Genomic DNA, 26900 nt, shown 5'->3' with positions numbered 1-26900 from the left:
GACTTCGAGGACACTTTGCTCATGAAAGGCACGAACAGGCCGGCTTGGTACGAGAACTCCTGGCTGTGGGGCGGCCTCCTTCGTCGATGAATTCCAGATCCACGAGCTGACCGACCGTCAGCTGGTCCTCGACCACGGCTCTGGTCCGGAAGCCCGCGACCGGCTTCGCGATCAGCGGCGGTCGGAGATGCACTCCGTGTGCGTTCCTGTCTCTTTCCCACCATCGAAAGATCTTCGTATGCGAATTCTGTTCATCAACAACGACGGCGGCGGTTTCGCGGACTACCTCGAACTCCCCGCCGGCACAACGGTCATGCAACTGTTTCAGCAACGGATGGGGCAGGCCCGGGCTCAGGACTACCTGATCCGGGTGAACCGACAGCCGACGGCCGCCGATGCCGAGCTCCACGAAGGCGACCGGGTCTCGATGACGCCGGTCAAGATCGAAGGGGCCTCGGGGAGGCTCGTTGAGCGTTGAGGCCAGGCGAAGGCCAGTCCGCTGGTTCTTCCTCGCTGGTTCAGCCCGAGACCTGTAACCCCGTCTTCGACAGCGCCGGGAGCGGTTCGCAGGGACCCTCCCGGCGCTTTTCCATGCACTCTTTCTCCGGGAGGACGTTGTCATGATCCTGAGTTCGCGTCAGCGGTGGCGGTGTGCGCTCCGCATCACCGCGGCGCTGGCCCACCATTTTCACGAACAGCAGCAACTGACGCTGCCCGAACGCTGGTTTCAACAGGCGCAGGAGCTCGCCGCCCGCCACGAGTTCGTCCGCCGGCGGGGCTGGATGGAAGCTGGCGACTCGATCCGGCGGCAACTGCTGCTCCGCGTCCAGTGGCAGCTGACGGAGTTGCGGCGGCTTCAGCAGCAGTTGGAACTGCTGCAGCAGCCGGCCCCGACGTTGTCGGTCGCCGAGGTCTACCGGGAGCTGACAGCCTTGGAACACGAGTTCGAACGGGTGACGATCGAGCCGCAGCGAACCCGCATCCTCCTGACCACCGAGCGGATCGTGCTCAAGGGGCTCGATGTCGGTCCCTTCGAACTGGTCTGGAACTGGTCGAAACTCGGCGCCGCCGAGGAACTGCAGGTCGTCGCCTTGGAACCCTGTCGTCCCAATGACCGGTCCGATGTCACGCATCCCCACGTCCAGGACAACCTCCTCTGCGAAGGAGAAGCCTCGGTCCCCCTGGAACAGGCTCTCCGCTCCGGGCGGCTGGGCGACTATTTCGCCATCCTGCAGCAGACCCTCAAGACCTACAACCCCAGCAGCCCCTACGTGCACGTCGAAGACTGGTTCTCCCGCCGTTGCAGCTCATGCAGCGATTCCATGGACGAATGCGACGAATCGGACTGCTACATCTGCAGCGAAGTCCTCTGCTGCGACTGTATCGCCTGCTGCGCCGAGTGCCATTCGTCGACCTGCCGCAGTTGTCTCGACGCCTGCCCGGAGTGCCACCGGGACCGTTGCGCCGCCTGCCAGCCCGAGGAGGGCTTCCGGAACGGTGTCGTTTGTGAATCCTGCCAGACCGCCAAGGACCAAAATGAAACCGATACCGCCGATGACGAAGAAGAGAATTCGGGAACCGATGCCGCCGGAGCTGCGGTTCAGTCCGTATGCCTGGGCGAAGTGGGAGTTCTTGCGTGACCGGGGCCCCACCGAGATCGGCGGGTTCGGGATTTCTGCTCCCGACGATCTCCTGCTGGTCGAGGATTTTGTGCTGCTGCCGCAGCTGACAACTGCCGTGACGGTGGCCTTTGACGATGCCGCCGTCGCAGAATTCTTCGATCGGCAGGTGGATCTGGGTCGCCGGCCGGAGCAGTTCGCCCGGATCTGGCTGCACACGCATCCGGGGAATTCCGCCGATCCCAGCTCGCCCGATGAAGAGACTTTTGATCGGGTTTTTGGAAACTGCTCCTGGGCGGTGATGGGGATCCTGGCTCGCGGCGGGGAAACCTATGCCCGTTTCCGCTGCCAGAGTGCGATCGCGCTGGCGGCGGAGATCGCTGTCAGGGTGGATTTTGAAGCGGCGTTCCCTGGGAGCGATCAGGCTGCCTGGGCCGACGAGTACGACGCCTGCGTCACGGTGCAGGACACTTTGCCGATGCCACGACACTCCCGGCGCCGGCTGCGGCACCTGGCGGCCGCCGGGCACGAGCTGGAGTTCGACACGCTGGACGATCCGTTCGGGGATCTGTTCGCAGAGTCTTGCCTGGAAGGGAGGCACGATGGAGACGACGAACCGCTTTGAGCGGCAAGCCGAGCTGGTCCCCCGGGATCGGCTCGAGGGAATGACGGCCACCGTCATCGGCGTCGGCGCCATCGGCCGGGCGGTGGCCCTGCAACTGGCAGCGATCGGTGTGCCGAAACTGCAGTTGATCGACTTCGATGTCGTCGAGCCGACCAACATTACCACGCAGGGCTACCGCTGGTCCGACTGCGGACAGCTCAAGGTCGAGGCTCTGCAGGCAGCCCTGCAGAGCCAGATCCCGGAGGTGGCGGTTGAGACCGTTGCCGACCGGTTTCGGGCGCATCAGCCCGTGGGCGAGGTGGTGTTCTGTTGTGTGGACTCGATTTCCGTCCGGGCGACGATCTGGCGGGCGGTGAAAGACCGCTGCCGGTTCTGGGCGGACGGGCGGATGCTGGGGGAAGTGCTGCGCGTGCTGACCGTCGCCGACGATCAGGGGCGGGAGCACTACCCCACGACGCTGTTTACCCAGGCCGAGGCTCAGACGGGACGCTGCACCTCGCGGAGCACGATTTATTGTGCGCAGATCGCCGCCGGGTTGATGGTCCACCAGTTCACCCGCTGGCTGCGGGAACTCCCCGTGGAGCCGGACCAGACGCTGAATCTGCTGGCGGGGGAGCTAACGACGGCGGAAATGGAAATGTTGGCTCGCCGCTGAGAATAGCGCTCCAAGGGGAGCCGGGGAAACCTGGCTCCCCTTGGAGCGATTTTGTTAGCTATTCGCAAATGGAATCCCGGGGTGTTATGTGGAAATCCCGCGATACGTCGCCGGCCCCCGTAATGCAGCGATCGTCGAACCGGATTGACCGCGTCAGCCTTCTCCCGTGCCAATTGTCCCGGCCGACCGGCCGTGTTAAAGTCTGTTCAGTCCACGTGACGTCCGCAGAACCGGCGGACACCGCGGGGATGAAGGCTACGGATTGCCGAAAAGCTGCGTCTGGCACGGAGGAGCCCTGTCGGCGTCTGAACTCTTCAGGCTCGGCGTGGAATCGCGACATGGGGATGAACCAACCGAGCCGTGCAGACAGCGAGCGCGATGACGACCGCAAAGAACTGGACTGCGATCAGCGAATCGAAATTTCCCTGGGAGCAGGAGGCTCTGGAGTTCGTCCGCAGCCACTTCCCCACGCACGAGCCGTTCCGCGCCTGGTCGAATTTCGAGTTCATCGCCGACGATGGCAGCATTAACGAGGTCGACCTCCTCGTCTTCACCACCGCCGGCTTCTTCTTGATCGAGATCAAAAGCCAGCCCGGGCGGCTGACGGGGGACGCCGGCACCTGGACGTGGTTCTCGGACGGCAAATTCAAGACCGTCGACAACCCGTTGATCGGCACCAACCTCAAGGCGAAGAAGCTGCGCTCACTGCTGGAGCGGCAGAAGGCTTTCAAGAAGGAACGGCTGCCCTTCGTCGAGCCTCTCGTCTTCTGTTCGGCCGCGCAACTCCAGTTGGAGCTGGAAGGAAACGCCCGGCTGCGCGTCTGCCCGCGGGACCGGCCGAAATCGGACGGAAGCCCCGAGCGGCTTGGCATCATGGCGGCAATCCGCCGCCGGGACTTCCCGGGGCTCGAAGCTCCCCCCAAGGGGACGCACGACCGCCCCACGGCGAAGCTCGTCGCTCAGGCGTTGGAACAGGCCGGCATCCGGCCGTCGCAGCGGCTGCGGAAAGTTTCTGACTACGTCCTGCAGAAACTTGTCGGCGAGGGGCCCGGCTACCAGGACTGGGAGGCCAGGCATGCCCAGGTGAAGGAGTCCGTCCGGCGGGTGCGACTCTACCTCGTCCGCGCAGGCGCCACGCCGGAAGAGCGGCAGATGCGGGAACGCGCGGCCCTGCGGGAGTTCCAACTCCTGGAAACATTGCAGCATCCCGGCATTCTGAAAGTCTACGGCTACACGGAACACGAAGTCGGCTCGGCGTTGATCTTCGAGCAGGATCCGCTCAGCATCCGGCTCGACCATTTCCTCCGCCAGCGATCCGATTCGCTCAGCTACGACGTCCGGCTCGATCTCGTCCGCCAGCTGGCCGAGGTCGTCCGGTTCGCTCATGACAAGCGCATCGTCCATCGGGCTCTCTGCCCGCAGAGCATTCTGGTCACTGCCGCCGATACCGACCGGCCGCGGCTGAAGGTTTTCAACTGGCAGGTTGGCTACCGCGACAGCTCCTCGTCGACCGGCGCGTCCCGTCAAGTTTCCGCCACGTCACACGTCGAACGGCTGGTCGATCAGGCCGGTACCGCCTATATGGCGCCCGAAGCCCTGACCGACGACGCTTTTGGCGAGCATCTCGACGTCTTCTCCTTGGGCGCCATCGCCTACCACATCTTCTCCGGCCAGCCACCCGCGGCCGACGCCATCGCACTGAGCGAGAAGCTGCGGGATACGACCGGGCTGCAGATCAGTTCCGTGCTCAATGGCGCCGGGGAATGGCTCCAACTCCTGATCCAGGGGGCCACCCATCCGGTTGTCATGAACCGGACGGACTCCGTGGCCCTGTTCCTGGAAACGCTTGACGAGGTCGAGAACGAGCTGACCACCCCGGAACACGAATACGGCGACGATCCGACGCGGGCTGCGACGGGCGATGTCCTTCCCGGCGGCTATCGAGTCGTCCGGCGGATTGGTCAGGGCTCGACGTCCGTGGCCCTGCTGGTCGAGCAGAACGACCAGGACTTCGTCCTCAAAGTCGCGAATTCTCCCGAGCAGAATGCCCGGATCCAGGACGAAGCGGACATCCTGGCGAAGCTCCGGCACTCCCACATCGTGGAGTATGTGAAGACCGTCGAGCTCGGCGACCGGCTGGGCCTGTTGCTCCGGCCGGTGTTTGTCGACAAGGACAAGCGGTCGATCGAGACTCTCGGCCGACGGGTTTACCACGAAGGACCGCTGCACATCGATCTGTTGCAGCGTTTCGGCGAAGATCTGCTCGGTGTGGTCAGCCATCTGGAAGAACAGGGCATCCCGCACCGCGATATCAAGCCCGAGAACATCGCCATCGGGATGGTCGGCCGCGGTGACAAGCTGCACCTGGTGCTGTTCGATTTCTCGCTGTCGCGGATGCCCCCGGAGAACATTGTCGCGGGAACCCAAGCCTACCTCGACCCCTTTCTGCGGTTGCGCAAACCTCCGCGGTGGGACCTGCATGCTGAGCGGTACGCAGTAGCGCTGACGCTCTACGAACTGGCAATCGGGCAGCTTCCGGAGTGGGGGGATGGAAAATCGGACGCCTCGCAGCTGCCGTCGACGGTCGAAATCACACTCGACGCTGAGAAGTTCGATCCCGGCCTGCGCGAACCGCTGATCGGCTTTTTCCGTCGGGCCCTCCGTCGCAATATCGCCGAACGATTCGACAACGCCGAGGACATGCTCCAGGCCTGGCGCGACAGTTTTCGGAAAGTCGATCAGGTCAGTCCGCCCATCGATCCGGCCGGGAAAGCCGAGCTCGAACAGCGGCTGGCCGAGGCGACGTTCGACACCTCGATCCTCGAACTCGGCCTGGGGACGCGGGCGACCAACGTGCTCGACCGCGCTAATATCCTGACCGTCGAAGACCTGCTTTCGACTCCCGGGGGACGTCTGCTGCGTCTGCGGGGGGTTGGCAACAAGACCCGCCGCGAGATTGCGGCGGCCGTTAAGATTCTGCGAGACCGGCTCGGTAAGCCGGCCGGCGCCGAGGAGTCCGCTGCCGAGGAGCCCGAGTCACAGGTTGAATCTCTGGCCTCGGCGACGCTCAGCGTCGACCTGATGGCCGAGCGGCTGCTCAGGACTGGCTCGCGAGAGGGAGAGTCCGTGACCCAGGTGGTCCGGCTGCTGCTGGGGCTGGGAGACGCCGGGCCGTGGCCGGCGCAGGCCGACATTGCCAGAGTCGTTGGCGTTACCCGCGCCCGCGTCGGTCAGATCGTCGGCAAGCTGCAGGCCCGCTGGGCCAAGGACCCCGCCCTCACGAAACTGCGGATCGACCTCGACGGGATCGTCGCCGGCCAGGGGGGCGTGATGACGATCCCCGAACTGGCCGAGGCCGTCCTCGTCGCCCGCGGTTCGATGGTCGAAGAGCCGCTGCGGACCGATCGAGCTCGCGCGGTGGTCCGCGCCGCCCTCGAAGTCGAACGGACAATGTCCGATCCGAAGCTGGCCGTGCAGCGCGATGGGGGCCGGGTCCTCGTCGCCCGCAATGCTGAGCTGCTCGCCTGGGCCGGGAAACTGGGGGACGTGGCCGACAGCCTGGCGGCCGAAGATCCCCTCGCCGGCGCCTCCCGGGTGCTGGAACGTCTGCGCGAAGTCCCGGCCCCTGCGGGTGCAGACATCGCCGATCCCCGGTTGCTCCGCCTGGCGGCCGCCGTCTCACGCACGGCCGCGGTCTCCAGCCGGCAGGAGCTTTACCCACGCGGCATGTCGGCCCTGCGGACCCTCAAGTTGTCGCAGGGGGCGATCTTCGGCGTCAGCGCGCTGACGGTGCCGCAGATCCGTGAACGGGTCAGCAGCCGCTATCCGGAGGCCGCGCCGCTGCCGGATCGGCCGCAGCTCGACGACCTGCTGCGGGAAGCGGGTTTCGAATTCGAATGGGACGCCACGCTCAAAGTGGGCCAGGGGGCTTACAAGCCGAAGTTCCGCAATTCGCTCTCCGTCACCAGCGGCAGCACGCCGACCAGCCGGCTGGAGACCCTCTCGGGTCGAGGCGAGCCCGGCGAGGTCACACCGGAAGAGGCCGACGCCCGGCAGTTCGAGGAAAAACTGCAGCGGGCGATGACCGAAGGAGCGTTCCTCTGCCTCCAGGTATCGCCGAAGGAATTCGACGCCGCGCGCGACGAGCTCTGCCGGCGATTCGATGTCGAGCTGATCGACCTCGAAGGGGTCTTCCTCGACGCCCTGCAGGACGTGGTCGTGAAGGCGAAGGTCGACTGGGACCTGGTGCTGCAGACCGACGCCGCGCCGAACCAGGGGGACTGGGACAAGCTGCTGATGCTCGTCGGCCGGGCGATGCCAGCGGTCGAGGCCCGGCTGCTGCAGGCGCAGAAGACGATGGTCGTGATCTACGCCGGGCTGCTGTCGCGGTACGGCCAGATGGACCTGCTCAGCCGGTTGTCGCAGAAAGTCGGCCGGCGGGATGGCATTCCCGGTCTGTGGCTACTGCTTCCGGGAGAACAGCCGCTCCTCGACGGAAAATCGGTCCCGCTCATCGGTCCGGGCCAGCGGGCGAAGATCCCACAGAGCTGGATCAAGAACGTGCATCGGGGACGAAAATCGAAGCGGGACGAGGAAGAGGATTTCACCGCGGAGGCGCGGAGGTCGCGGAGAAGAGAGGGAGCAGACCGAATACCCGATGCTCAACAGGATCGCTCGTGAGAACTCGTCCCTTTGTCTCTGTAGAACTTTCCGCCGTTTTCTGCTCGTCTTGACTCCGCGTTCTCCGCGCCTCCGCGGTCAAACTCTTTGTCTTCCGTCTTTCATCTGAAAACTCCCCTCCCATGCTCGACCGCTCCGCTCTCCTCTCCGACCTGCAAAAGCTCCTCGCGAAGCTCGAAGCCGATCTGCTCGAACGGAGCGCCTCGGCCGACGTGCCCGAGGTGGGCGAAACGCTCAAAAAGGAATTTGAGCGGGCCCAGCAGGCCGAGCGGACGGCGCAGAACTATGAGGACTGGCGGAGCGACGCCGTCACGCAGCACGCCGCGGCCTGGGTGTTGTCGGCGGTGTTTGTGCGCTTCCTCGAAGACAACAGTCTGATCGAGCCGCCGTGGATTGCGGGGCCGGGGGAGCGGCTGCAGCGGGCCCGCGACGAGCACGAGCTCTACTTCCGGCAGCATCCGAAGGAGACCGACCGGGACTACCTTCTCCACACCTTCGACGAGCTGGCCGGGCTTCCGGGGACGCGGGACGTGTTTGGCGGCCACAACCCGCTCCGCGAACTGCCAAACTGGCTCTCGGGCGACGCCGCCGGCGAACTGCTGCGGTTCTTCCAGAAGATCGACGCCAACACGGGCGCCCTGGTCCACGACTTCACCGACCCGGCCCGGGACACCCGCTTCCTCGGCGATCTCTACCAGGACCTCTCCGAAGCCGCCCGTAAGAAGTACGCCCTGCTGCAGACGCCGGAGTTCGTGGAAGAATTCATCCTCGACCGAACGCTGGAGCCGGCCATCGAAGAATTTGGCCTGGGCCCCGCGGACGGAGCACCGGCCTCCGACCCTCAACTCTCAACTCTCAACGCTCAACTCTTCCGCATGATCGATCCGGCGTGTGGCAGCGGGCACTTCCTGCTCGGTGCCTTCCGACGCATCCTCGATCGCTGGCAGCGGCTCGAACCCGGCACCAATGTGCGGGTCCTCGTTCAGCGGGCGCTCGACAGCATTCACGGCGTCGATGTGAACCCGTACGCGATCGCCATTGCGCGGTTCCGGCTGCTGCTGGCGGCGCTGCGGGCCTGCGGCATCCGGCGGCTGGCCGACGCCCCAGCGTTCCGGCTGAATGTGGTCTGCGGCGATTCGCTGCTGCACGCTCCACTCAAAAGTGGGAGCAAACACTACTCAAAGGGACAATTGGAGTTCCAGGAAATCCTCGCTGAGGCATCCGAAGATACCGAGTGTGAGCACGCCTATCAAAGCGAAGACCTGTCAGCGTTGAAGTCGATCCTTCGGTCTGGGACGTATCACGCAGTCGTCGCCAACCCGCCCTACATTACGCCAAATGATCAGCAGCTCAATGAGCGTTACCGAAGACGCTTTCATTCGTGCCACATGAAGTATTCGCTGACAGTGCCATTTCTCGAACGCATCTTCCGGCTGGCGGTCGCCGGAGGGTACACGGGGCAGATCACCGGTAACGCGTTTATGAAAGCGGCCTTCGGCCAGAAGCTCATCGAGGACTTCCTCCCGACAGTAGATCTAACGCACGTAATTGACACTAGCGGCGCATATATCCCCGGACATGGCACGCCCACAGTCATTCTACTTGGGCGAAATAGACGGCCATTATCAAGCACGCTTCGGACGGTAATGGGCATTAAAGGTGAACCTGCAACACCTCGAGATCCTTCACATGGGTTAGTGTGGTCATTGATTGTCGCTCACATCGACACGCCGGAATCGCCGAATGAGTTTGTAAATGTTTCTGACTCATCACGTGCACAGTTCCAAAAACACCCGTGGTCAATAGGAGGTGGTGGGCTTTCGCAGTTGAAGGAGGCACTTGAACGCAAAAATGAACGGACCCTTCGTAGCATTGCAAGCGTGGTCGGCGTATTCGGCATGACAAACGCGGATCAGGTGATTCTTGCTCCTGAGCGTTGCTTTCAGCGCAGGAAGGTGGAACGCCACGCAATACGACGACTGATCCTAGGCGAGGAACTCAGAGACTGGGTGATCGACGATGGAGACTTTGCGTTGTTTCCGTATGGACGCACCGATCTGATCGACTTGCCTGAAATCCCCGGCGTTCATCGGTGGTGTTGGCATTGCCGCACAGTCTTGGGAAACCGCGCCACTTTCAACAAACGCACCTATTTCGAGGAGGGGCGTCCGTGGTGGGAGTGGCACCAGGTCTCACTGGAGCGACTGCTTACGAAATGGACTATTATTTACGCATTTGTTTCCACGCACAACAATTTCATTCTTGACCGCCGTGGGCAGCTCTCAAAAGAGACCTCGCGCATTATTAAGCTGATGGATGGGGCAGACGAGGGCGACTACCTTTCTGTGCTTGGCTGCCTGAATAGCTCAACTGCGTGCTTCTGGATTAAGCAGGTATGCTTTCCCAAAGGTGGTGACCACGTCGGGCAGGAGGGTGCGCGAGTCCGGCGTACTCTGTGGGACGAGAGGTTCAACTTTAATGCCACGAGCGTTGAGGATATTCCTCTTCCGGAGAGTCTTTCGGTTGCGTTGCCGCGTCTCCTTGATGTCCTCGGCCAGAAACACGAGGCAGTCTCACCAAACTCTTTGAGACGACAGGGTGTGCTTTCGCGGGATGCGATTACGCATGCTCTCGCTGTGTCGCATGAAGTCCGAGGGCAGATGATCGCCGCCCAGGAAGAACTCGACTGGGAATGCTACCGCCTCTACGGCCTGCTCGACGAAGACCTCACGCTCCCCGAACCGCCCGCGCTGCAGCTCGGCCAGCGGGCGTTCGAGATTGTGCTGGCCCGGAAGATGGCGGCCGGCGAAACGCAGACTACCTGGTTCGCCCGCCACGGCTCCACCCCCATCACCGAACTCCCCGCCGACTGGCCCGCCGATTACCGCCGGCTGGTCGAACGCCGGATCGAGCTGATCGAGACCGACCCGAACATCCGGCTGATCGAACAGCCCGAATACAAACGCCGCTGGAACACCGAGCCGTGGGAGTCGCAGCTCGAACGCGCCCTGCGCGAATGGCTCCTCGATCGGCTGGAGAGCTACTTCGACTTTGACGGCCGGATGAACGACGCCGGGACTCCGACGTCGCAGGTCGACATCGGGCTGATCTCCGTGGCGAAGCTCGCCGACATCGCCCGGAACGATCCGCAGTTCCAGGAGGTCGGGGCCCTCTACCGCGACGACCCGGCGTTCGACGTCCAGCGGCTGGTCGAAGAATTGGTCGCCGCCGAGAGCGTGCCGCTGCTGCCCGTCCTCCGCTACAAGGACAAGGGGCTCCGCAATCGGGCCGAGTGGGAAAAGACCTGGGACCTGCAGCGCCGGGAAGACGCCGGCGAGGCGGTCGGCACGATTCCCGTCCCGCCCAAGTACACCAGCGCCGACTTTCTGAAGAGCGATTTCTGGCGGCTGCGCGGCAAGCTGGATGTGCCGAAGGAGCGGTGGGTCAGTTTTCCGCACTGCGACGGGGCAGACGGGACGGCGATGATCGCCTGGGCGGGGTACGATCACCTGCAGCTCGCGCAGGCGATCAGCGCGTACTACGTCGACGTGCAGGAACGGCTGGGCGGCCGGGACGATCCCCGGCTGCCGCCGCTGCTGGCGGGTCTGGCGGAACTGGTCCCCTGGCTGAAACAATGGCACAACGCCCCGGACGCGGCTTTCGGCGGCCAGGCGATGGGGGATTATTTTGAAGGGTTCGTGCAGGAAGAGGCCCGCGAGCTGGGGCTGACGGTGGCGGAGCTGAAGGGGTGGAAGCCGCCGGCGAAGGTGGGTAAGGGTCGGAAGAAGACTTCGTAAGGGACATTGCGATGTATGTCGAGACGTTGGCGCTGGCGAACCTCCGGACGTTCGTGAGGAACGAACTGGAGTTCGTGCATCCGGACAAGGCGTACCGGCCGCGACATCCAAAGACTGAGGCGGAGGAAAAGCTGCTGCCGAAGCCGCGGCTGCCGAACGTCAACCTGCTGCTGGGGGACAACGGCTCGGGGAAGAGCACGATTCTGCGGGCGATTGCGCAGGCCGCGCTGGGGCCGGCGGCTCGGGATGCCTCGCTGGGGGACAACGCGCAGATTCGCTGGGGGGAGCAAAAGGCGATTGTGGACGCCGGTCTGCTGCTGCATGCGCAGGACCAGGCGGCGGGGCGGATGCTGAAGTCGCGGACGGTGTTTACGCGGGAAGGGGAGCTGGAGCTGGGGGAGTTCACCGAACCGGATAAGGACGCCTGGAAGCTGGTTTACAGCTCGAAGAACGACGCGTTCTTTGTGGTGGGTTACGGGGCCACCCGGCGGGTGGAGCGGGCCGAGAACGTGGACGTCGGGGCCCGGACGAAGAAGTCGTTTGCGCGGGCGCAGCGGGTGCAGAGCCTGTTTGAGGACTTCTTTTCGCTGATCCCGTTGTCGTACTGGCTGCCGCGCGAAAAGACTCACAATCCGGGGCGTTACAAGCAGGTGGTGACGCTGCTGAACCGGTTGCTGAAACCGGGGAACTATGTGTTTACGGAGGAGCAGAACGACGGGGGGGATTATCTGTTTTCGCGGGGGGGGATGCCGATTCCGTTTCAGCATCTGTCGGACGGATACCGGGCGTTTATCGGCTGGGTGGCCGATCTGCTGTACCACGTCTGTTTCGGGGCGCCGTCGGGCAAGATGCTGATCGACGGCTGCGGGATCGTAATGGTGGACGAGATCGATCTGCACCTGCATCCGAAGTGGCAGATGCAGGTGATTGGGACGGTGGCGAAGGCGTTGCCGAAGATGCAGTTCATTTTCACGTCGCACAGTCCGCTGGTGGCGGGGAGCCTGGAGTGGATGAACATCATCACGCTGAAGGCGGGGGAGAAATCGAACCGGACGACGGTGAAGCGTCTGGAGGAGAGCATTCACGGTCTGGATGCGGATCAGTTGCTGGTGTCGGGGCTGTTCGGTCTGAAGACGACGCGATCACGGGCGAAGTCCAGTGAACTCAATCGATTGACTCTGCTGGCTCGCGACGGCAATGAACAGGCCGCGAAAGCGCTGGTCGAAAGTCTCGCTCGCGGAATGGAGGAGACGCGATGATTCATTACGCGATTACGGCCGATGAGCTCTACCAGAAAATTGATGCCTGCAACAAGACGTGGCGACAACGCGCGCAGCAGCGGACCGGCGAGCTGCGTGCCGGCACCCGAACGACCATTACCGGCATATGGAGTGAGATCAAGTCCGTCTATATGGAGATTCAGGGCCCAAAGTGCGCGTTTTGCGAGCGGGAGATCGAGGCCGAGCAAGCCATTGAATGCGATGTCGAACACTTTCGCCCGAAGAATCGAGTATCGCCGTGGGCCGTCCCCGAGCATCTTGTGGAGAAAGGTGTAACTGCTTTCAAGCAGGCGCATCGGTCGAGCGGCGGTTACACATTGCTCGCTTATCATCCGCTCAATTACATCGTTTCCTGCAAAACGTGCAACACCACTCACAAGGGCGATCGATTTCCCACTTATCAGAAGCCTTTGTTTAAGAGTGACGATCCGACTGCTTTGACTGTTGAGAAGGCCTATCTCATCTACCCTCTGTCTGATCTTGATGATAAGCCGGAGGACCTAATCGCCTTCTTTGGGATTTCGCCGAAAGCCCGTCGGACAGGCTTTTCCAGGCTGCGGGCGCTGGTAACAATTGACTTTTTCGGACTGGATGAGACTGGCCCTCGGACCGGACTGTTGAAGTCCCGTGCCGAACGTTTAGAGCACGTGTATTTTGCACTTAGGCAGCGCGACAGCGCCGCGAGTTCGGTGCAAGACCGACTCCATGGAGAAGCGGCGGTTGCGAGGCTTGAGGACGCTCGCAGTCCACATGCCAATGCGGTTCGTAGTTTTGTTCGCCTGTGGAGCTCGAATCGATCAAAAGCTGAAGACGTTTACGACACAATTCATAAGTGGCTGGCGACAAAGTCGCGTTAGCTGCTCGCAAGTTCAATGGACAACTCTGTGACGCTCATCAAAGACCTCATCGACATCCCGGAACGCGTGCAGAAGGGGGACTTCGTCCTCAAGCTGACCGAAGGAAACGACCGGTCACCTGAAGACAAATCAGCGTGAGGCCAGAGACCGTGAGGAAGGGAGACACATTCGAGCTGAACGGAATGCGTTATGAATTCGTGGCCTCGTTCACGGCTGCTGTCGTCCATGCCCGTCGGATCGATGATGGCTTGGCTGTGCTGGTCCAAAAGCCAGAAGCCATTCAGGCGACGGCAACACAGATCCCCGATCGAACCCGTGAAAGGAATGGGCAGCACCAACGAACCCCGAATGTCGAACGCACCGGAGAAGAACTGAGCCGGCAAAAGCCGGTGTCCATCACGAAGCAGAGAGGGATGACACGGCGGGATCGCGAAGAGCTTCAATCGCGACTGCGGAACGAGGCCAATGAATTGGTCAATCAGATCCCTGAATTGCGGATGCTTTCCGAGGATCCCAGCCCGCTTGAAGTGGTTCTTGAACCACCTCCCCGAATTGGTGAGTCAATCATAGCAATCTTGAGCCGCGATCAGAGAGCGAGTTCTTTTGAGTATCCCTACGGTTCTGATGCTAGTGAGTACCTCGTTCATCTGGCAACCGATGCCGGATCTGTGGTCGCGAGAGTCGTCGACGGGCGTGTTCGCGAAGTTTGGCCCGAGAATCTGCCGAGAGGTCACGAGAAGTAGCACGGAACGGACAACATAACTTGATCAGATCGAAGTCGCTTGGTGCGGTCCCCGAGGGGGCCGGATAGAACAAGGGGGACCGAATGGCGGGCGAAGCTACCGTCGAGTACGGAACGAAGACGATCCTCGAATTGAGGAACCTGCAGGAGAACGGTCACCTCAATCTTGAGCCCGGCTTCCAGCGGAAGAGCGTCTGGAAGATCACGGACCGCCGAAAGCTGATCCAGTCTGTCCTGGAGGGATATCCTGTTCCGTCGATCTTCCTTTACCGTCGCGAAGAGAACGGCGTGCCGATGTACGACGTGCTGGATGGTAAGCAGCGGCTCGAAACGATTTTCATGTTTTCGCGTCTGCGGCCATTCAATCGTCTGGGCTTCGGTGTGAAATTCGAATTCTTCAGTGACGAAGGTCTTCACGAATGGGACTGGAAATCTCTCGAACGCTGGGAACGGACCGCAAACTTCCTGATGTACAAAATCCAGGTTGCTGAGGTCGGCGGTTCCTTGTCCGACATCGTGGATCTATTTGTCCGTATCAACTCGACCGGCAAGGCTCTGACGACCAGCGAAAAGCGGCATGCCAAGTTCTACAACAGCCCATTTCTCAAGGACGCAGAACGTCTCGCCAGGCGGCATCGTGAATTCCTCACGGCCCAGCGAATCGTTTCCGCCACCGACATCGACCGCATGCGCGACGTCGAACTTGTGAGTGAACTCCTGGCTTCCATCGCGTCGGGCGGTCCCATTCATAAGAAGCAGGCCGTCGACAAGGCGATTGGAAACGAAGCCGCCCCTCCCCGCGAGCTGAAGAAAGCCATTGACGAATTCTCGGCCACGCTGCGAGCCGTTAGACAAGTGTGCCCGAGCCTGAAGTCGACGCGATTCAAGAATTCAGCGGAGTTCTACACACTGTTCCTGGTGATCTGGCAGATGCTTCAGCAGAAGCTGATTTTCAACAATCGCCGGCTGAACGCGGTCGCTGCGGACCTGCTGCAGCAGTTCTCCGACGGTGTCGACGCGGTTCGCGAGCAGCAGCGGAAGGCCCGCGGACCGACTCCCGAGCAGCAAGTCTACGTGGACTACCTCATGCTGACCCAGCAGTCGACCGACAATCTGGCGCAGCGTAGACGGCGGGCGGAGATGATCGAACAACTTCTCAGCGGCCTATTCGAGGCCAAGGATGAACGCCGAATCTTCAGTCCCGAGCAGCGGCGACTCCTCTGGAACAGTGACGAGAAGAAGTGCTGCTCGTTGTGTGGCGTGCGTCTCGATTGGAACAACTTCCAGGTGGACCACATTGCCCCACACAGCAGGGGCGGCAAGACAGACCTCGCCAATGCCGCGTTGGCCTGCTCGTCGTGTAACGCATCAAAAGGGGCCGTTCGCAACGGCCGCCGGTAAGATTGCCAGGACAGTCAGCAAAGATCGCCTGATATGACGCTCATCAAAGACCTCATCAACATCCCGGAACGCGTGCAGAAGGGGGACTTCGTCCTCAAGCTGACCGAAGGGGTGACCGACCCGCAGGAGACGCTGCGGGAGTACGTCGTCACGCCCGAACTGGCGAAGTGCTTCGACGCGGCCCTGGGGTTCATCCGCAGCGCTCTTCAAGGGCATACCAGCAAGGCCACGTTTCTGCACGGCAGCTTCGGCGCCGGTAAAAGCCATTTCATGGCCGTGCTGCACCTGGTCCTGCAGGGGAACCCCGCGGCGCGGGGCATTCCTGAGCTGGCGACGGTGATCCAGAAACACAACGAGTGGCTCGCCGGCAAGAAGTTCCTGCTCATCCCCTTTCACATGCTCAATTCCCACGACATGGAATCGGGGATCCTGGGGAACTATGTCGAGTTCATGCGGCGGACGCATCCGGAGGCCCCGGTTCCTCCCGTCTACGCCTCGGCGGCGATCATTGAACAGGCGCGGGGGGAACGGGCCAGCTATGGCGACGAGCCGTTCTTCAACCGGCTGAACGCAGGGCAGGCTGGCGCCTGGGGCGATCTGACGGAAGCGTGGACCGCGGCGAAGTTCGAGGAGGCGGCTGGGGCCCCGCCGGACTCGGAGAAACATCTGCTGCTGGTCAGCACACTGCTGAAAACCGTGGCGACGTCGCACGCCGAGGTGATTACGCACCGGGGCGGGAACTTCATCCGTTTCGACAAGGGGCTGTCGGTCATCAGCCGGCACGCCTCGGACCTGGGCTATCATGCGCTGATCCTGTTCCTCGACGAACTGATCCTCTGGCTGGCGACGCATGCCGCGGACTTGAGCTTCGTCAATCGCGAAGCGGCGAAGCTGACGAACCTGGTCGAAGCACAGTCGGCGGACCGTCCGATCCCGCTGGTGAGTTTCGTCGCGCGGCAGCGGGACCTGCGGGAGCTGGTGGGAAATCACGTCCCGGGGGCGCAGCAGCTCAGCTTCGGGGATTCGCTCGACTTTCAACAGGGGCGGTTCGACACGATCACGCTGGAGGACCGGAACCTGCCGGCGATCGCCGAGAAGCGCGTCCTGAAGGTGAAGAACGCCGCGGCCCGACAGGAACTGGACGCTGCCTTCGAGCAGACGGCCCGGATGAAAGACAACGTGCTGAACATTCTGCTGACCCAGACCGGGGACAAGCAGATGTTTCGCAAGGTCTACCCCTTCAGCCCGGCCCTGATCCAGACGTTGATTGCGGTGTCGAGCGTGCTGCAGCGCGAGCGGACGGCCCTGAAGGTGATGATGCAGCTCCTGGTCGACCAGCGCGAGACGCTGCAGGTCGGGGAGATCATCCCGGTGGGGGACCTGTTCGACGTGGTGGCCCACGGCGACGAGGCCTTCAGTCCCGAGATGGCGATCCACTTCGACAACGCGAAGCGGCTCTATCACCAGAAGCTGCTGCCGCTGCTGGAGCGGACACACGGCGCCCGGCGGGAGGAACTGGAGGCATTGCCTTACGGCGATCCCAAGCGGACGGCCTTCCGCAACGACGACCGGCTGGTCAAGACGCTGCTGCTGTCGGCCCTGGTGCCGGAGGTCGAAGCGCTGCGCGGCCTGAACGCGGAAAAGCTGGCCGCCCTGAACCACGGCACGATCAAGACGCCCATCCCCGGCCGCGAAGCCCAGGAAGTTCTCCGCCGGGTGCGGAGTTGGGCGGGCGATGCGGGCGAAATCCGCATCGGTGAAGAGGCGAACCCGACGATCAGCGTGCAGCTCTCGGGAGTCGACGTCGAGGCGATCATCGCGCAGGCCCGCCGGGAGGACAACCAGGGGAACCGCATCCGCCGGGTCCGGCAGATGCTGTTCGACCAGCTCGGCGTGACGGGAGACGGGGAATTCGAGCAGTTCCACGAATTCCTCTGGCGGAACACTCCGCGGCGGGCGGAGATTCTGTTCAAGAACATCCGGGAGCTGCCGGCCAGTTCGCTGCAGAATTCCTCGGACGACTGGAAGCTGGTCATCGACTTCCCGTTCGACGAAGCGGGACGGACGCCGCGGGACGACCTGAGCGTGCTGCAGAACTTCCTGCAGTCGCATCCCGAAGGGACGAAGACCCTCTGCTGGGTGCCGTCGTTCTTCAGCGCCGACGCCCAGAAGGATCTGGGGATGCTGGTGATCCTAGAGTACGTACTGACGGGCGAGCGGTTTGGACAGTTTGCGACGCACCTGTCCCCGCAGGACCGGCTCGCGGCGAAGTCGACCCTGGAGAGCCAGCGGGGCGTGCTGAAGCAACGGGTGCAGAACCACCTCGACGCGGCCTACGGTCTCGACGCCATCATGGCGGGTTCGCTCGACACGACGCACGATCTGGAGCTGAACGAGCATTACGCGTCGCTCGATCCGGGGTTCGTCCCGCAGGCACCGGTGGCCGTGAATCTCCACGCTGCCGCCGATCACCTGCTGAGCCAGGCGCTGGCTCACGAGTATCCGGGAGCGCCGCATTTCGAGGCTGAGATCAAGCCGAGCGTCCTGAAGAAGGTCTACGAACTGGTCCTGCCGGCGACGCAGGCCCCGGACGGCCGGCTGGCGATCGACAAGCTGCAGCGGACGCTGTTGCGGCAGGTGGCCAATCCCCTGCAGCTGGGAGACATGGGGCCCGATGCCACGCACTTCGTACTGGGGCAGCACTGGAAATCGCACTTTAGCCGGATTGACGGGAACGCAGGGACCCCCGTGACGGTCGGCCAGTTGCGGCAGCGGATCGACGAACCAAAGCCGATGGGGCTGTCGAAAGAGTCCCAGAATCTGGTGATCCTGCTCTACGCCGCCCAGACCGACAAGACGCTTTACCGGCACGGCGGACCGTACGAGAGCGCGACGCTGCAGACCCTCCCCGATGAGTGTGAACTGCGGAGTACCGTACTCCCTGACGAATCGGATTGGGAAGTTGCCGTCGCACGGGCGGGGAGCGTGTTCGGACTGACGGTTTCGCGGTTGCGGAATGCGGCGAACGTCGGTCGCTTGAGCAGCGACGTGCAGCAGCAGGCGAAGGGGGTACGGACGGCCTGTCAAAAGTACCTGCAGCAGTTGCGGGACCGGTTACCGGAGTTCGAACTGAATGTGCAGGAGACTGACCGCGGCCGAACGGCGGCCGCGACACTGGCTCTGGTGGAACAGCTCGTCGCAGTCGCGACTGGAGCCGTGGTTGATGTCCTGGCAAAGGCCAAAGTCGAGACCAGCGAAGCGGCGATGGGGGAATGCCTGAAGGGGGCCGGCGAGCTCGAAGGCAGTCTCGACACTTACGGCTGGGAACTCATCGACGCGGTCCGGAAATTTACCGACCACCGCCAGGCCGCCGTGCAGTTGATCGTGGACTCGGTCCGGCAAGCCCTCGGCAGTGACGAGCACGCGCTCGCCCTGGCCCCGGCGTTGAAAGCCGCCCACGCGAAGGCGTTGCAGATACTGGCGGTGACGCCCCCACCTGGTCCCAAAGTGCTGGGACCCGTCAAACCGGACGCTGGCAAGCACATTGTGTCCGAACACAGTTCCAGTGACATCACGGTGGAAGCCGTCCAGAAACTGCTTGCGGATCTTAAGCATGGCTTGAAGCCGGGGCAGACCGCGCGGGTCAGCATCTCCTGGGTGATTGAAGAAGGAGGCCCGAAATGAGCGTGGCCAATCCGACCTTCAGCCAGATCCGGGCCCAGGTGGCAGCGATCCGTAAGAAAATGCCGCAGGCAAGGACGATCGGCATCCGCTCGACGGGCCGTTGGACGGGCGAGCTGCGAAATCAGGAGGGCGCCGAGACCTATCTCGTGCAGCAGTGCGATTCGCCGCTGGCGTTGCGGCAGGCGTTGCGCCTGCCGATGGACGGGCAGACGACAAAAATCCTGCTCACCCCGCTCGAAGACGGGGAGTTGAGTGACGATATTCGCGTCCGCCTCGCGAAACGCTGCCTGTTCCAGATTGACGCCTGGCAGATCGTGCGGACGCTGTTTCAGGCCCACGCTGTCGATCCGCGGCTGACCCGGCATGGCTGGATCGCAGATGCGCTGCTGGAATCGGTTCCGCCGGAAGGATACCCGGCCGCACGCGGAGCCTTTCTCGACGCGGAAACGGCCTGGCCCCTGCTGCTGGGGCAGAAGCTGGGCCTGTCGACAGACAGCCCGGACCTGACGGCCCTGCTGCGGTGGTCGATCACCCCGGATGCCATCGGCCTCTGGAAATGCCAGTCGGACCAGTTCCGCCGGGCGGTCACGGATTGGCTGGCGGACAAGGCTGGTCCTGTTGCCGGTGTGCTGCTGCCGGCGATGGCCGGCTGGGACCATACGGACGCGGTGCCGCTCGGGCTCGTCGCCGGTGTCCTGTTCGCTCCGGATGTGGGCGGACGACTCGACAAGGCGATCGGGAAGCTGGAGGGGGTGTATCTCGATAACCAGAGTCCTCCCGCCGACCTCATGCAGAGCTGGGGTGCGGCCGCTACTGAAGTCGTGCGGGCCATCCGCCACACGGATGCCGACCGATCTCGGCAGCTCCTGGTCCGGGCAGATACACTGCTGCAGGAGTTCGGGGCCACGGGCTTTGCTCACTTAAGCAATACGTCACCCGCAGGGTTCGACCAGCGGCTGACCAAGTTTGGGCAACTCCTGGCGGAGGTCGTGCAGCAGCAGGCCTGGAGTTCCGTCGGCAAACTGAAATCCGCCCTCGATGGGATTCGTGCTCATGATCACGCTTTACGCGACAACCGCCGGCTGGAACGAGCCGAGATGGCCCTCCGACTGGTCCGCTGGCTTGCCGGCCAAGGGATGGCCGGTCCTGGTCCGCACTCGCTGGCCGAGGCCGCCGAGGGCCACCTCACCGAAGGTGGTTTTGTGGACTGGGCCCGCCTCACCCTGCGAGCAGGCGATCCTCTGGGAACGCTTTCCGAAGCTTATGCCCGGCTCTTTGCCGCGGTGACCGAGGTCCGTGAGCGGCAGGCGGAGCAGTTTGCCCGGTTTCTCGTGGACTGGACGGCGACCGGTTCGCAGGGAGACGAAGTGCTCCCGGTGGAGCGAATTCTCACCGAGGTCGTGGCGCCGCTGGCTGCTGAGCGGTCGGTGCTGGTCATTGTCATCGACGGGATGAGCGTGGCCGTCGGCCGCGAACTGCTGGCGGATCTCCTGCAGAAAGAATGGCTCCCGCTCGCCGAACCGGGACGCGCCCATAACCGGGCGGGGATCGCCGCGCTGCCATCGGTGACGGAGTTTTCGCGGACGAGTCTGCTCTGTGGAAAACTTCAGCCCGGCAACGGCGACATCGAGCGGGTCGGGTTTGCCGAGCACCCGGCCCTGCTGAAGCACAGCCGGGCCAACAATCCTCCAATCCTGTTCCACAAGGCATCACTGCAGAAGGCCGAGGATTCCGGCCTCGCGCGGGACGTACGGGAGGCGATCCAGTCCTCGCACCGCAAGGTGGTGGGGGTCGTGGTCAACGCCGTCGACGACTTTCTGGCCAAGGGCGACCAGCTCGACGTCAGCTGGTCGCAGGACAAGCTGCACATCGTCCCGGCTCTGCTGCATGAGGCCCGCATCGCCGGCCGCCTGGTTGTCCTGCTGAGCGATCACGGACACGTGCTTGACGCGCAGACGGTCCAGCGGGCTCCCGAGGGGGCTCCCGAAGCCAGTGGCGCCCGCTGGAAGCCCACTGTGGGCCAGGCTCATCCGGACGAGTTCGCCGTCCGCGGTTCCCGAGTGACGATTCCCGGCCAGCAGTTGACGGCTCCGTGGAGTGAGCGGATCCGCTATGGCGGCAAGCAGCACGGGTACCACGGTGGACTGTCGCCGCAGGAAATGGTGGTGCCGATCATGGTGCTGTCGAGCACCGACAAGCTCCCGGAGGGCTGGCAGCTCCAGCCGGTCGATCTGCCGCTGTGGTGGGACGAGTCGCTGTCCCCCACGCCGACGGTCGCCCAGCCGACGCCGAAGCTCAAGCCGCAGAAGCCGTTGCCCACCGGCAAGCTGTTCGATCTAGAGGTTGAGGCGGAACTGGCGGTCATGCCGACTGCGAAATCGGAGAAGTCCGGCTGGATCGCTCAACTGTTGAAGTCTCCGGTCTATGAACAGCAGCAATCTCTGGCCGCGCGGGGCCTGCGGGATCCGACCGTCGTGGAGCGATTCATCCAGGCCCTCGACGATCGGGGCGGCAAGATCACCATGCTGGCGCTGGCCCGCGTACTGTCGCTGCCCGAGATGCGGGTCGCGGGCATGCTGGCCCAGTTGATCCGGCTGCTGAATGTCGATGGTTATCAGGTTGTGAGTCACGACGTGGCATCGTCCACCGTCGAGCTGAACCGGGATCTGCTGCTCAAACAATTCGATCTGGTCGAGGAGTAGCCGATGTCGCTGAGCCCCAAACGCCGGGAAGAGATTATCAATGCGCTCCGTCGCGGAACGGTGCCGCAGAACAGCCTCGACACGTTCGCCGTGGGGCTGGAGCGGTTCGAAGGGGCTCTCGATGAGGATCTGAAAAAAGTCGCCGAGGGGGGAGGAGTCTTTAAGGCGATCCGCGGCGAATACGGCTGCGGCAAGACTTTCTTTGCCCGCTGGCTGGCCGACCGGGCCCGGCAGCTTGGCTTCGCGACTGCCGAGGTGCAGGTGTCAGAGACGGAAACCCCGCTGCACCGTCTGGAAACGGTCTACCGCCGCCTGATCGAGCGGCTGGCGACGACGGGGACGCCCCAGGGCGCCCTCCGCAACATCGTCGACGGCTGGTTCTACACGCTCGAAGAGGACGTCCTCGCCGAGGGGACGGTCCAACCGGATGACGCTCCGACCCTCGTGGCCCGGACGACGGAACTCCTCGAACAGCGACTCGCCAATGTCACACGGACCGCCCCGATGTTCAGCGCCGCGTTGCGGGGGTACCGCGAGGCCCGGGGGGCGGGCGACAATGCGGGCGCAGAGGGGCTGCTGGCCTGGCTGGCCGGGCAACCCAACGTGGCTGCCGCGGCCAAGCGGCTGGGGGGCGTCAAAGGGGACATCGACCACTTCGGGGCCCTGAGCTTCCTGCAGGGGGTGCTGCTCGTTCTGCGCGATTCCGGGCATCCTGGTCTGCTGGTGGTTCTCGATGAAGTCGAAACGATCCAGCGGGTCCGCAGCGATGTCCGCGACAAGAGTCTCAATGCCCTCCGCCAGCTCATCGATGAAGTCGATTCCGGCCGGTTCCCCGGGCTCTACCTCGTCATCACCGGGACCCCGGCGTTTTATACGGGACCGCAGGGCATTCAGCGGCTGGAACCCCTCGCACAGCGGCTGCATGTCGATTTCCAGACCGACGCCCGCTTTGACAATCCCCGCGCCGTCCAGATCCGCCTCCCGGCGTTCAGTCTCGACCGCATGGTGCTGGTCGGCAGCAAGGTCCGAAACATTTACCAGGAGCACGCTCAGGCCCCGGACCGCATTGCCACCCTGTGCGACGACCAGTACGTCCGGGACCTGGCCAGTGGAGTGGCGGGAAAACTGGGGGGCAAAGTCGGCGTGGCCCCGCGGATCTTCCTGAAAAAACTCGTGGCAGACGTCCTGGACCGCATCGACCTGTTCCCCGAATTCGACCCGCGGGAGCACTACGCGCTGACCATTTCCGAGACCGAACTGACTCCCGTCGAACGGCAGGCGATGGGTGCCGCCGACGTGGACGATATTGAGCTGGAAGTGTGAGCAACTTCGAGAACTTTCATCCGGCGCTGCAGCATCACATCGTCAATAGCCTGGGGTGGCGGGAACTCCGTCCGTTTCAGGACGCGGTGATTCCGCACAGCCTGGCGGGCGAGCACCTGATCGTGCTGGCTCCGACGGCCGGCGGTAAAACCGAGGCGGCCTTCTTCCCGGTCCTGTCGCGGATGTTGTCGGAAGGCTGGCAGGGGCTCAGCGTCCTGTATCTGTGCCCGATTAAAGCGCTGCTCAACAATCTGGATCAACGTCTGCAGCGTTACTCGACGCTGCTCGGGCGTCGGGCGGCGTTGTGGCACGGCGACGTGAAGACGACCGCCCGGCAGCGGATCCTGCGCGATCCGCCCGATTGCCTGCTGACCACGCCCGAATCCCTGGAAGTGATGCTGGTGTCGCCGAAAGTCGATGCCCGCACACTCTTTTCCGGGCTGCGGGTGGTGATCGTCGACGAGATTCACGCGTTTGCCGGTGACGACCGGGGCTGGCACCTGCTGTCGGTCCTGGAGCGGATTTCCCACTTGGCCGGCCGCGAGGTGCAGCGGATCGGCCTGTCGGCAACGGTGGGGAACCCGGATCTGCTGGTCGACTGGCTCGCCGGAAGCTGCAAGGCCCCGCGGCGGGTGCTGCTCCCGCCACCTGGTCCGGCCCTCACGTCGGACGTCAAACTGGATTTCGTTGGTTCGCTGCAGAATGCCGCGGTCGTCATTAACCGCCTGCATCGCGGCGAGAAGCGGCTGGTCTTTGTCGACAGCCGTGCGCGGGCCGAGCAGCTTGGCCTGGCGCTGCGGCAGGCAGGAACGACTACGTTCGTAACCCACAGTTCGCTGAGCCAGGACCAGCGGCACCAGGCGGAGGAGGCCTTTGCCAGTCGAGACGATTGCGTAATCGTCGCCACGAGTGTGCTGGAACTGGGGGTCGACGTCGGCGACCTGGACCGAGTCATTCAGCTCGACAGCCCGTCGACGGTGTCGAGTTTCCTGCAACGGATGGGGCGGACCGGACGGCGGGCCGGGACCACGCGGAATTGTCTGTTTCTGGCGACCAGCGAGGATGCGTTGCTGCAGGCCGCCGGACTGATGGACCTGTGGGCCTCCGGCTACGTCGAACCAGTGGTGCCGCCGCCGGACCCGTATCACGTGCTGGCGCAACAGTTGATGGCCCTGGTGCTGCAGGAAGGGGGCATCGGACGGCGGACGTGGCTGGAGTGGGTCGCCGGTGTTCCCGGCTTTGCGGCAATGTCGCCCGACCAGATCACGGGCATCGTGCAGCACATGCTGGATCAGGACCTGCTGTGGGACGAGGAGGGACTGCTGGGGATCGGGCGGGCCGGGGAGAAGGCGTACGACCGGCGGCACTTCATGGAACTGATGTCGGTGTTCCTGTCACCCCCGCTGTTCCGCGTGCTCCACGGTCGCGAGGAACTGGGGCATGTGGACGCCCAGACGTTTCTGGGCAAACAGGAAGGCCCTCGCGTGCTGCTGCTGGGGGGCCGTCCCTGGCGGGTGACCCACGTCGACTGGTCGCAGCATGTGGCCTGGGTGGAGGCCTCAGACGCCCGTGGCAAGTCGAGCTGGAGAGGCGAAGGCCGGGGGCTGGGCTTCCAATTGTGTCAGGCCATGCAGCGCGTGCTGGCCACGTCGGAATCCCGTCCCGACTGGTCGCAGCGGGCCGCGGACCGGATCGAGCTGCTGCGGGACAAATTTGCCTGGCTGACCGTGGAAGGAACCGTGCTGGTCCGAGATGAGGACGGCGAAATCGTCTGGTGGACCTACGCGGGGATCGGCGCCAATGCCTCGCTGGCCCCGACGCTCTCGGAACTGGCGAAGTGCCGCGTTGTTCCGAGCAGTTTCGCCCTGACGTTCGACGGCACCATGACGCTGGCCGACGCCGAACGGGCGATCGCAGAACTGCGAGCTCCGGATCCGGAGACGCTATGGCCCGCGGTCGACGAAGCCGCCGAAAAAGAACTCAAGTTCGCGGACTGCCTCCCGCCGGGCCTGTCCCGCGAAATTCTCGCCGGGCGCCTCCGCGATCTTGACGGAGTACGCTACTCCCTCTCCGATGTAATTCGACACTGTGTGATGGCGGCGGAAGACCGTAGACCTGTTGACGGCAATTGAATCCGGCGGAGGTCGGCGTATTACGGAGTTTGAAATTGGCGGCGTGCAGGAGCGTAGATCTATGAATTGGAAAGTTGGGGCGAGCCCCGATCTGTCCATATTCGCAAGGAGGCGCCGGAGTGCGAACCGACATTGAGTTTCGGACCTCCATTCGGCAGCAACTCGTGTCCGGCGAGTTAAGACAGCGTGCAGCGTATGAGAACTATTACTTCGGCTGGCCACGCTGAGGAAGGTTCTGGACCACGACGAGCCCCCGGGCTATTGTCGGAGCCAGCCGCGAAAGACGCAGATGTTCGGGTGGTTTCTGCCGATCGTCCACGAGAGTTGTGCTGCCGCCCACGGCGAGGCGTCGACGTTCCCCTCCGCTTGGCTTGCGTCATCGTGCAGGCCGGCCCAGTGGGGCGGCAGAAAGGCGAAATTGGAGGGCATGCTCAGAGCCTTACAGCGTTAGCCAATCCGGCACACCCGGCAGCAGTACATCGAACCCTCGGCCGCCATTGGGGAATGCAGCTACCAGTTTCAAGCTGCCGGATTGGACGTCCGGATCATTCGCGCGTACAGCTCCCGCCGCAGTTCGGTCAGCAGCTCGTTGTAGAGCTTGATCACGTGAAAGCGATCGTTGACCAGCGTGGCGTGAGGCAGGTGTGTCCGCACGGCCAGAGCGTACGCCGGAGACATGTCGGCCGCCACGGCTTCGATCACGGCCCGCGAATGACGCAGCCGCTTCCAGAACGGATCGAGCGATTCGGCCCCTTTTCCCCGGCCGACAAACACCATGGCACCGCTCTCCAGATCGAGCACCACCGTCAGGAACTTCACGCTTTTGCCGAGGTAGATCTCGTCGATGGCGATCTGCGTCAGGTGTTTCAGCTTCGGCTTGCCGTACGTTTTCTGCAGGTGCCGGGCTTCGATGTCGCGGACGGTGTCCCACGACACCTGAAGATGGTCGGCGGCGTGCTGCGTGGTCGTGATCCGCGCCAGCTCCAGGGCGTACCGTTCGAATGCCCGCGTGTGCCGACGTTTCTCGTCGGCGAAGGGAATCCGCACCTGCCGGGTCAGCTCGCACCGGTCGCACCGCACACGAGGAATCGCCGCGTCGAACCAGACCGGCTGAGATCCGACGGACAGCCCCCGGAACAGTCGGGGGTTGGTTCCTTTGCGAATCACGTCCTTCGAACCGCAGCGGGGACAACGCAGCACCTGCGGCGTCGCCCGCAGCGAGAACGACAGGCAGCGGCGGTCGAACTTCTCCTGGCGGACGATTTCGTAGCCGCGGATCCCAAACGCGTGATACAACATCCAATCGGACATGCCGGCCTCCTGGTCTGAAGTCTTTTTCGCAACTCCAAACCAGAACGGCATGTCCGTCTTCTTTCAACTCAGGGACGCGTTAGTCGGATGAG

16 protein-coding genes are annotated in these 26900 nt (G+C 63.5%); 14 read left to right on the top strand and 2 right to left on the bottom strand.

What is annotated here, in order from left to right:
• Nucleotides 1-238 precede the first annotated feature (238 nt).
• From SH412_RS26745 to SH412_RS26680, 14 genes are all read left to right on the top strand, one after another.
• Nucleotides 239-478 (top strand): molybdopterin converting factor, encoded by a 240-nt coding sequence (locus tag SH412_RS26745; protein ID WP_336521101.1) that lies wholly within the window; start codon nt 239-241, stop codon nt 476-478.
• A 142-nt stretch (nt 479-620) separates the two neighbouring features.
• A complete protein-coding gene (locus SH412_RS26740; protein ID WP_336521100.1) occupies nt 621-1640 on the top strand; it encodes a hypothetical protein in 1020 nt (339 codons plus the stop codon).
• A complete protein-coding gene (locus tag SH412_RS26735; protein ID WP_336521099.1) occupies nt 1582-2244 on the top strand; it encodes a hypothetical protein in 663 nt (220 codons plus the stop codon). The genes SH412_RS26740 and SH412_RS26735 overlap by 59 nt, the downstream gene beginning before the upstream one ends.
• On the top strand, nt 2222-2899 hold the full coding sequence (locus SH412_RS26730; protein ID WP_336521098.1) for a ThiF family adenylyltransferase: 678 nt from the start codon (nt 2222-2224) through the stop codon (nt 2897-2899). Before SH412_RS26735 ends, SH412_RS26730 begins: the two co-directional genes overlap by 23 nt.
• A gap of 378 nt (nt 2900-3277) precedes the next feature.
• A complete protein-coding gene (gene pglW, locus SH412_RS26725) occupies nt 3278-7579 on the top strand; it encodes a BREX system serine/threonine kinase PglW (protein WP_336521097.1) in 4302 nt (1433 codons plus the stop codon).
• A 122-nt stretch (nt 7580-7701) separates the two neighbouring features.
• Nucleotides 7702-11376 (top strand): BREX-2 system adenine-specific DNA-methyltransferase PglX, encoded by a 3675-nt coding sequence (pglX, locus tag SH412_RS26720; RefSeq protein ID WP_336521096.1) that lies wholly within the window; start codon nt 7702-7704, stop codon nt 11374-11376.
• Between the two features lie 11 nt (nt 11377-11387).
• Nucleotides 11388-12635 (top strand): AAA family ATPase, encoded by a 1248-nt coding sequence (locus tag SH412_RS26715; RefSeq protein WP_336521095.1) that lies wholly within the window; start codon nt 11388-11390, stop codon nt 12633-12635.
• Entirely contained in the window at nt 12632-13513 is an 882-nt protein-coding gene (locus SH412_RS26710; protein ID WP_336521094.1) for an HNH endonuclease family protein, read from the top strand. The genes SH412_RS26715 and SH412_RS26710 overlap by 4 nt, the downstream gene beginning before the upstream one ends.
• A gap of 182 nt (nt 13514-13695) precedes the next feature.
• Entirely contained in the window at nt 13696-14256 is a 561-nt protein-coding gene (locus tag SH412_RS26705) for a hypothetical protein (RefSeq protein ID WP_336521093.1), read from the top strand.
• Between the two features lie 83 nt (nt 14257-14339).
• Nucleotides 14340-15656, top strand: a complete 1317-nt coding sequence (locus SH412_RS26700) for a GmrSD restriction endonuclease domain-containing protein (RefSeq protein WP_336521092.1) — start codon at nt 14340-14342, stop codon at nt 15654-15656.
• A 33-nt stretch (nt 15657-15689) separates the two neighbouring features.
• Nucleotides 15690-19340, top strand: a complete 3651-nt coding sequence (locus tag SH412_RS26695) for a phage resistance protein (RefSeq protein ID WP_336521091.1) — start codon at nt 15690-15692, stop codon at nt 19338-19340.
• The gene (gene pglZ / locus SH412_RS26690; protein WP_336521090.1) at nt 19337-22042 is read left to right on the top strand and encodes a BREX-2 system phosphatase PglZ; all 2706 of its coding nucleotides are present in this window, start codon (nt 19337-19339) and stop codon (nt 22040-22042) included. Before SH412_RS26695 ends, pglZ begins: the two co-directional genes overlap by 4 nt.
• Nucleotides 22043-22045: 3 nt before the next feature.
• The gene (brxD, locus tag SH412_RS26685) at nt 22046-23365 is read left to right on the top strand and encodes a BREX system ATP-binding protein BrxD (protein WP_336521089.1); all 1320 of its coding nucleotides are present in this window, start codon (nt 22046-22048) and stop codon (nt 23363-23365) included.
• Entirely contained in the window at nt 23362-25497 is a 2136-nt protein-coding gene (locus SH412_RS26680) for a DEAD/DEAH box helicase (RefSeq protein WP_336521088.1), read from the top strand. The genes brxD and SH412_RS26680 overlap by 4 nt, the downstream gene beginning before the upstream one ends.
• Before the next feature lie 258 nt (nt 25498-25755).
• Here the strand turns inward: SH412_RS26680 and SH412_RS26675 are convergent, their stop codons facing one another.
• Both SH412_RS26675 and SH412_RS26670 read right to left on the bottom strand, forming a co-directional pair.
• Nucleotides 25756-25926, bottom strand: a complete 171-nt coding sequence (locus SH412_RS26675) for a hypothetical protein (RefSeq protein ID WP_336521087.1) — start codon at nt 25924-25926, stop codon at nt 25756-25758.
• A gap of 90 nt (nt 25927-26016) precedes the next feature.
• The gene (locus SH412_RS26670; RefSeq protein WP_336521086.1) at nt 26017-26808 is read right to left on the bottom strand and encodes a transposase; all 792 of its coding nucleotides are present in this window, start codon (nt 26806-26808) and stop codon (nt 26017-26019) included.
• Between the last annotated feature and the right edge of the window lie 92 nt (nt 26809-26900).

The organism is Planctellipticum variicoloris, assembly GCF_030622045.1.
GTDB lineage: Bacteria > Planctomycetota > Planctomycetia > Planctomycetales > Planctomycetaceae > Planctellipticum > Planctellipticum variicoloris.
The sequence above is the reverse complement of the archived record's forward strand: the minus strand, read 5'-3'. Positions and strand labels throughout refer to the sequence as shown.